The following is a 393-nucleotide window of genomic DNA, read 5'->3' on the forward strand; positions in this document are numbered from 1 at the left end:
GGTGAAATTTTTAATACTAATTATCGTGCTTATGGTACAAGGCGTCTGCAAGCAGAGCTGAGAAAGCAAGGCATAACCGTATCTCGACGCCGAATAGGTCGAATCATGGCGAAAAATGGCTGGGTTTCGAAATACACCTGTAAAAAATATTGTATTCATACAGAAAAAAGCAATGAATCGCCGGTGGGGAATGAACTGAATCGAGAATTTAATATAGGTCAACCACGAAAGATATTGGTGACCGATTTAACCTATGTAAGGGTTAAACAACGTTGGCACTACCTTTGTGTAATTGTTGATATCAGTAATCGAGAAATAGTGGGGCGAAGTGCTGGCAGGCATAAAACAGCGGCACTGGTCATGCAAGCTATGAGTCAAATTCCAATGAACTTA

1 protein-coding gene is annotated in these 393 nt (G+C 40.7%); it reads left to right on the forward strand.

The annotated features are described in order from the left end of the window. Window positions 1–393: IS3 family transposase (locus A9G37_RS02200; protein WP_141671013.1), on the forward strand; the 393-nt coding region annotated here is incomplete at both ends.

Source organism: Gilliamella sp. GillExp13, assembly GCF_001690815.1.
In the GTDB taxonomy this organism is placed as follows: Bacteria; Pseudomonadota; Gammaproteobacteria; order Enterobacterales; family Orbaceae; genus Gilliamella; species Gilliamella bombi.